At 42.3% G+C, this 6,260-nt stretch carries 8 protein-coding genes; 1 reads left to right on the forward strand and 7 read right to left on the reverse strand.

The genetic code is table 11. The annotated features are described in order from the left end of the window. From rpoA (MXE38_RS08155) to rpsM, 6 genes are all read right to left on the reverse strand, one after another. A complete protein-coding gene (gene rpoA, locus MXE38_RS08155) occupies positions 1–987 on the reverse strand; it encodes a DNA-directed RNA polymerase subunit alpha (protein WP_246913820.1) in 987 nt (328 codons plus the stop codon). A gap of 395 nt (positions 988–1,382) precedes the next feature. Then, positions 1,383–1,766, reverse strand: coding sequence for a 50S ribosomal protein L17 (gene rplQ, locus MXE38_RS08160; protein ID WP_246913822.1), 384 nt, complete (start codon positions 1,764–1,766; stop codon positions 1,383–1,385). Positions 1,767–1,795: 29 nt separating this feature from the next. Next, positions 1,796–2,791, reverse strand: a complete 996-nt coding sequence (gene rpoA / locus MXE38_RS08165) for a DNA-directed RNA polymerase subunit alpha (protein ID WP_246913834.1) — start codon at positions 2,789–2,791, stop codon at positions 1,796–1,798. Between the two features lie 45 nt (positions 2,792–2,836). Beyond that, the gene (gene rpsD / locus MXE38_RS08170) at positions 2,837–3,460 is read right to left on the reverse strand and encodes a 30S ribosomal protein S4 (RefSeq protein ID WP_246913824.1); all 624 of its coding nucleotides are present in this window, start codon (positions 3,458–3,460) and stop codon (positions 2,837–2,839) included. A gap of 33 nt (positions 3,461–3,493) precedes the next feature. Continuing rightward, on the reverse strand, positions 3,494–3,958 hold the full coding sequence (gene rpsK / locus MXE38_RS08175) for a 30S ribosomal protein S11 (RefSeq protein WP_246913826.1): 465 nt from the start codon (positions 3,956–3,958) through the stop codon (positions 3,494–3,496). Between the two features lie 11 nt (positions 3,959–3,969). Beyond that, positions 3,970–4,326 (reverse strand): 30S ribosomal protein S13, encoded by a 357-nt coding sequence (gene rpsM / locus MXE38_RS08180; protein WP_246913828.1) that lies wholly within the window; start codon positions 4,324–4,326, stop codon positions 3,970–3,972. A 212-nt stretch (positions 4,327–4,538) separates the two neighbouring features. Here rpsM and MXE38_RS08185 point away from each other — a divergent pair, with 212 nt between their 5' ends. Continuing rightward, on the forward strand, positions 4,539–4,691 hold the full coding sequence (locus MXE38_RS08185) for a hypothetical protein (RefSeq protein ID WP_246913829.1): 153 nt from the start codon (positions 4,539–4,541) through the stop codon (positions 4,689–4,691). A 205-nt stretch (positions 4,692–4,896) separates the two neighbouring features. Here the strand turns inward: MXE38_RS08185 and MXE38_RS08190 are convergent, their stop codons facing one another. Then, positions 4,897–6,081 (reverse strand): hypothetical protein, encoded by a 1,185-nt coding sequence (locus tag MXE38_RS08190; protein WP_246913830.1) that lies wholly within the window; start codon positions 6,079–6,081, stop codon positions 4,897–4,899. Positions 6,082–6,260 lie beyond the last annotated feature (179 nt).

Consider the following 6,260-nt stretch of genomic DNA (forward strand, 5'->3'; position numbering starts at 1 on the left):
TTAGTGGCCAACGTCTAAATCTGATGGAGGCCAGTGCTCAAGACGCATACCTAAGGAGAGACCACGCTCTGCTAATACGTCCTTAATTTCAGTTAAGGACTTCTTACCTAAGTTTGGAGTCTTTAATAATTCAACTTCAGTACGTTGTACTAAGTCACCAATGTACTTAATACCCTCAGTCTTTAAGCAGTTAGCTGAACGTACAGTAAGCTCAAGATCCTCAACTGGGCAAATGAGCTTAGGATCGATTAATGGACGGAAAGAAGTATCCTCAGCAGGCTCAATGGAGTTTCTAATATCCATGAAGGTGCCAAGCTGCTCAGCAAAAATAGTAGCAGCTAAGGAAATAGCAGCATCTGGCTTGATAGTGCCATTAGTCTCAATAGTGAGATCTAAAGCTTCCATACCATTTTGAATTTGGCGAGTCTGAACTGCAACATTTAAAACAGGGCAGTAAGAAACGTCAATTAAAAGTCTGCCAATAAAGCGATTATCACCATTCTCAACAAATGGTTGGCTTTGTGCTTGAACATAGCCACGACCACGACTTACGTGAAGAGTCATATTGAGAGTCTTATCAGGATCAGTGATATGGCATAACACTAAATCAGGATTCTTAATCTCAACATTGGCTGGGCATTGAATGTCAGCGGCAGTAACTGGGCCAATACCTACTTTATTGATGTGTAAAATAGGGTTAGTGGCAGTATGACCTTCGCACTCAACAGCTACTTCTTTGATGTTTAATAAGATTAAGAGGATATCCTCTTGTACGCCCTCAATAGCACTGTACTCGTGAACAGCGCCTTCAATCTCAACCTCAGTAATAGCATAACCAGGAATGGATGAGAGCATGATACGACGAAGCGCAGTACCATAAATCTGGGCGTAGTTTGGCTCAAAAGGCTCAAGAGTAACACGGGTTTTGTTGCGTGCAACTTCTACGACTTCCTTAATATTAGGTCTTAGAAAATCAATTTGCTCCAAGGTTCCACCCTCAAATGTTGTAGGTTTATGCAGGCCCTTAAGTTTTCACTTAACACAAAGCTCGAATTGAAGATAGCAATAGAGTAGCTTGGTGAAATGACTAGTATGCTCAAGCATGTAACTAGTTGATGGTAAAGGAGTGAAATTACTTAAGGAAAGATGACTAGCTTAGATAAGCTAACATCTTGTTAGTGACTGCTATAAAGTAAGTCACAAATGTCGTAGCAGGTCAAAATGACCTATAAAATTCTTTGTACTTAGTAAAGAACACTAAAAAATAAGTGTTCATAAGTGCCAACAAATAAGTACTGAATTTGATGACACTTATAAAGCAAAGCTAGGCTTAAGTAAACTCAAGCCTAGTCTTGTTTCATCACTTAAGATGATTAAAGTGCTTATTCAGCAGACTCATCTTTGAGGTTAGTACGATCTACTAACATGATGTAAGCCATAGGGGCTTGGTCGCCTGGACGGAAACCGCACTTTAAGATACGGGTGTAACCACCTGGACGGTTAGCTGCAGCCTTGGAAACTTCGTTGAATAACTTAGCAACCATTTCCTTATCACGGAGACGGGCGAAAGCTAAACGACGGTTAGCAACAGAATCAACCTTAGCAAGAGTAATTAAACGCTCAACAAAACGACGTAACTCTTTTGCCTTTGGTAAGGTGGTCTTAATGATCTCGTGCTTGATAAGAGCATTAGCGAGATTGCGATACAGCGCTGCACGGTGTGCAGAAGTGCGGCCGAGGTGACGACCAGCTAAACGATGACGCATTGTTATTTCTTCCTGAATTGACAGTAATGTTACTTACTCGAACGCTGTAAGTTCTGAGGTGGCCAATTTGCAACACGCATACCTAAAGATAAACCGCGAGTTGCTAACACATCCTTAATTTCAGTTAAGGACTTCTTACCCAAGTTTGGAGTCTTGAGTAACTCAACCTCAGTGCGTTGGACTAAATCGCCAATATAGAAAATCTCCTCTGCCTTTAAGCAGTTGGCAGAGCGTACAGTAAGTTCAAGATCTTCAACAGGCTGTAATAAAACAGGATCTGGTAAAGGAGGAGCAGCTGGAGTGCTAGTGCGCTCTGGGATGTCTTCCTTATCCACGAGGTTGCTCATATTATCGCATAAGAGCTCAGCTGCGTGCTTTAAGGCCTCATCAGGGCTGATGGTGCCATTAGTCTCTAACTCAATAACCAAACGGTCTAAGTCAGTACGCTGTTCAACACGAGCAGACTCTACCTCGTAAACGTATCTTGAAATTGGGCAGAATGCAGCATCAATGAGAATCTCATTCTCTTCCTTAGCAGGTAAGTGCTTAGGATCATTACTTACTACATAGCCACGACCGTATACGACGCGGAGATTCATTGACAAACTAGCCTTGTCTCCAATTAAGGTACAGATATGGGCATCAGGATTTACGATGCTCATACCCTCAGGGCAAGTAATATCAGATGCACGTACAACGCCTTCACCATGCTTAGTTAAAGAGAACCAAACTGGACCTTGTACTTGATGATTGGATGAAATAGCAATGTTCTTTAAGTTCATTACGATTTCAATCAAGGACTCTGCTACATCTTCTTTAGCTGAGGTCAAGCTAGTAACGCCTTCGATTTGTAAAGCGTCAAAAGCATAACCAGGAAGAGTCTTTAACAGAACATCACTTAAAGCAATACCAATGGTATTACCAAAACCGCGCTCTAAAGGCTCGATTACGATGCGAACATGATTTGGTCCAAGCTCAGTAAAACCAACAGGCTTTGGGCTGAGTAATTCACAAACTGACACTATTTATACCCCACAAATTAAAAGGAGTGCAGGCAGGTTGCCTATCTATTACTTAGAGTAGAACTCGACGATGAGCTGTTCCTTGATATCAGCAGGAAGCTCAGAACGCTCAGGCTTGTTCTTGTAAGTACCCTTCATGGCGCTGTGGTCTACGTCGATCCAAGTTGGCTTAACGGCACGTTGACCTGCTAAATCGATTGCAGTCTTGATACGAGTTTGCTTCTTAGCCTTCTCGCGAACTGCGATCTCATCAGATGGCTGAACCTGATAGGATGGGATGTTAATTACACGACCGTTAACAGTGATAGCCTTGTGGCTAACGAGCTGACGGGACTCCATACGGGTTGAACCGAAGCCCATGCGGTAAACTACGTTGTCTAAACGGCCTTCTAAAAGCTGTAACAAGTTCTCACCAGTGTTGCCTGGCATGTTAGAAGCTTTCTTGTAGTAGTTGTTGAACTGACGCTCGAGAACGCCGTAAATACGACGAACCTTCTGCTTCTCACGTAACTGAGAACCATAGTCAGATAAGCGAGCCTTGTTGGCACCGTGTTGACCTGGTGCAGTGTCTAACTTGCACTTGGTGTCAATAGCACGAACACCAGACTTTAAAAATAAATCCACGCCCTCGCGACGGCTTAATTTTAGAGCTGGTCCTGTATATTTTGCCATTTATCTTTCTCCAATAAAAAAACAGATACCAGATTAGACGCGACGCTTCTTTGGCGGGCGACAACCGTTGTGAGGGATCGGAGTAACATCAGTGATGTTAGTAATCTTATAACCGATCGCATTTAAGGCACGAATAGAGGACTCGCGACCTGGACCTGGACCCTTTACTAAAACTTCAAGGTTCTTTACACCGTACTCCTTGGCAGCCTCACCAGCACGCTCAGCAGCAACCTGAGCTGCATAAGGAGTGGACTTACGAGAGCCACGGAAACCAGAACCACCAGCGGTAGCCCATGAAAGGGTGTTACCTTGACGGTCAGAAATGGTTACGATGGTATTGTTGAAAGATGCGTGGATGTGAGCTACACCATCAGCGATTTGCTTCTTACCGCGCTTGCCACCACGAGCACGTGGAGCAGAGGCAGTCTTGGTAGCTGGGGCAGCAGCAGTTGCTGCAGGGGTTGCTGCGCTAGCAGCTTGTTGGATTTCTTCAGCCATCATGTGCCTCCTTACTTCTTAATGCTCTTACGTGGACCCTTGCGAGTACGTGCATTAGTCTTGGTACGTTGACCGTGAACTGGTAAACCACGACGGTGGCGTAAACCACGGTAAGCACCAAGGTCCATAAGGCGCTTGATGTTCATAGAAACTTCACGACGTAAGTCGCCTTCTACGGTGTACTTGGCAACTTCGGCACGAATCTTATCTAAGGTAGCTTCGTCGAGTTCCTTGAACTTGGTTAACTCAGCAACTCCTACTGCTTGACAGATGTCACGAGCACGAGTCGGGCCGATGCCGTAGATGGATTGCAATGCAATCACGGCGATCTTGTGATCAGGCACATTGATGCCAGCGATACGGGCCACTATTGATCTCCTAGAAAAAGGTCGGTTAAAAATTAGCTGTCGCAAAGCCCGTTAGGATACGCGACAACCGTATAGTGCACTTTGGCAAAAATTCTTTCAGCCACACCCAAAACCTAAGCAATCTTAGTTGAAGTACTAATTTAAACTACTTGGTTCATTAATAGGGCATCATTAAGGCTAAGCTTTAAACTTTTAATCAAAGCACAGGCTTAATGAAATTTAAGGGAGGCTGTGATCTGCGTATTCTATGTGATTCAAATCATAAAATCAATAAAAATATAGCAGGTGCACAAGCGCATAATTCTATATCTTTTTTTGTGAAATTAAAAGATGTTGGCGAAAAAAAGAGCTTTAAGGCTAAGTAATGGGCAAAAATTCGGCCTCCAAAACATGATAAAAATTATCAATAATTTAGGGTCTGTTTATTTTTGCTCTCAGAGTGGGGGCTATTGGCCATAGGCCTTGTGGCCAAGGCCTCCATAGGCCTTATGGCCTATGGCTGGCCAATGGCCCATAGCCCATAAGATTATAGCCCCAGGCCTATGGGTACATAGGGCTGGGGCTATGAGCTTAGTGCAGTAGGTTTTCAGGCAAGATGCCTAAATCGTTGAGTAGGCCAATTAAAGGCTCTACACCTAAAATGACACTGACTGTTACAACAATCACCACCATAAAGAAGCCTAAGCCGACAATGGCAAAGCGTAGTGACCATTGGCCTTTTAAAATTTCATGGCTGGTAAGCTGTGCTATGAGCTGATTTAAAGGTTGCATTTGTTCTTTGATAGCCCCGTATTCACGTGGAATATCAAAGTGATGAATGACTTCTTTAAACAGCTCTTGAGCCAGAGCATTTTTATGATTGATGCTTGAGACCAAAAAGCTTTGAGTTAAGAAGTACTCAACTGAATAGTAAAGAAAGCTTAAGGATTTAAGATGCTTTTTGCCATTACGATAAAGCTTTTCTGACTGCCTAAACTTGGCGCTTAGTTGGTGGCCTAACAGTTTATTGATCTTTCTTAAGCAATATTTATAGCCTAAAGCTCTTGAGACCAACAGTACTAAAGGCAAAATAGTATTAGCACTAGTTAAATTAGGTACTAAGCCTAAAAATCCTTGTTGTTTAATAAAGGACATGCCTTTGCCATCTAAAAAACATGAAAAAGCATGGTGCTTAAAAAGGTTATAGCCTCTTTGTAAAGGTGAAGAGCGTAAGTAGCGAGCACTAGTAGCTAAAAACTGATCATTTAAAGAGCCCTTCTCTACACTAAGCTGAGGAGAGTTAATAAAAAATATTTCGTAATCAGGATCTACCTTGGTAGCTTTAGGAGCCTTGTTTTTGCCAAAGAATGAGTGTTTTTTACTCTTGAGATTGCGTGTATCAACGGTAAGGCTATGAGGAGCTTTGACAAATTGGCCTTGAGCTATGAGTACTTCTTCTATAAAGACAAAGATGTTGCAAGGAAAGGGCGTATTTGCAAAGAGTTTAAAAAAATAGGTTTGAGCAAAGTCTTCGTGAAATTGCTTATAGCGTCCTTTAATACGACACAGGTCATAGAACTTATTATTACCCCCAAACACCTCGGGCTCAAAAAGCAAATAATCTTCGCTATTAATATCTATTTCATCATATTGCGAAAAATCATAGCTTAAAGAAGTAACTTTAAAGGCAATGCGCCAAGCTTTAATCTCTAAAGCTGCATGCTGCTCTGCGGCTTTACTCTTGGTATTGGGGCTAGTGATTTGCTCTTGAGTCATTATGCTTGCCAAGGGTGATATCAAGGAAAAAAACAATATTCTTAAATTTAAACCGGTAGATGTCAACGTAGTTTTCAAAAATATTACAAAAAAAATTTTCCCAAAAACTTTTGATCTTTGATTGGCTGAAGACAGGTACTGGCTTCAGCCAATTTTGATCTGGCCAATAAGAGCAGTGG

The sequence above is a fragment of the Anaerobiospirillum sp. NML120448 genome (genome assembly GCF_023050945.1).
In the GTDB taxonomy this organism is placed as follows: domain Bacteria; phylum Pseudomonadota; class Gammaproteobacteria; order Enterobacterales; family Succinivibrionaceae; genus Anaerobiospirillum.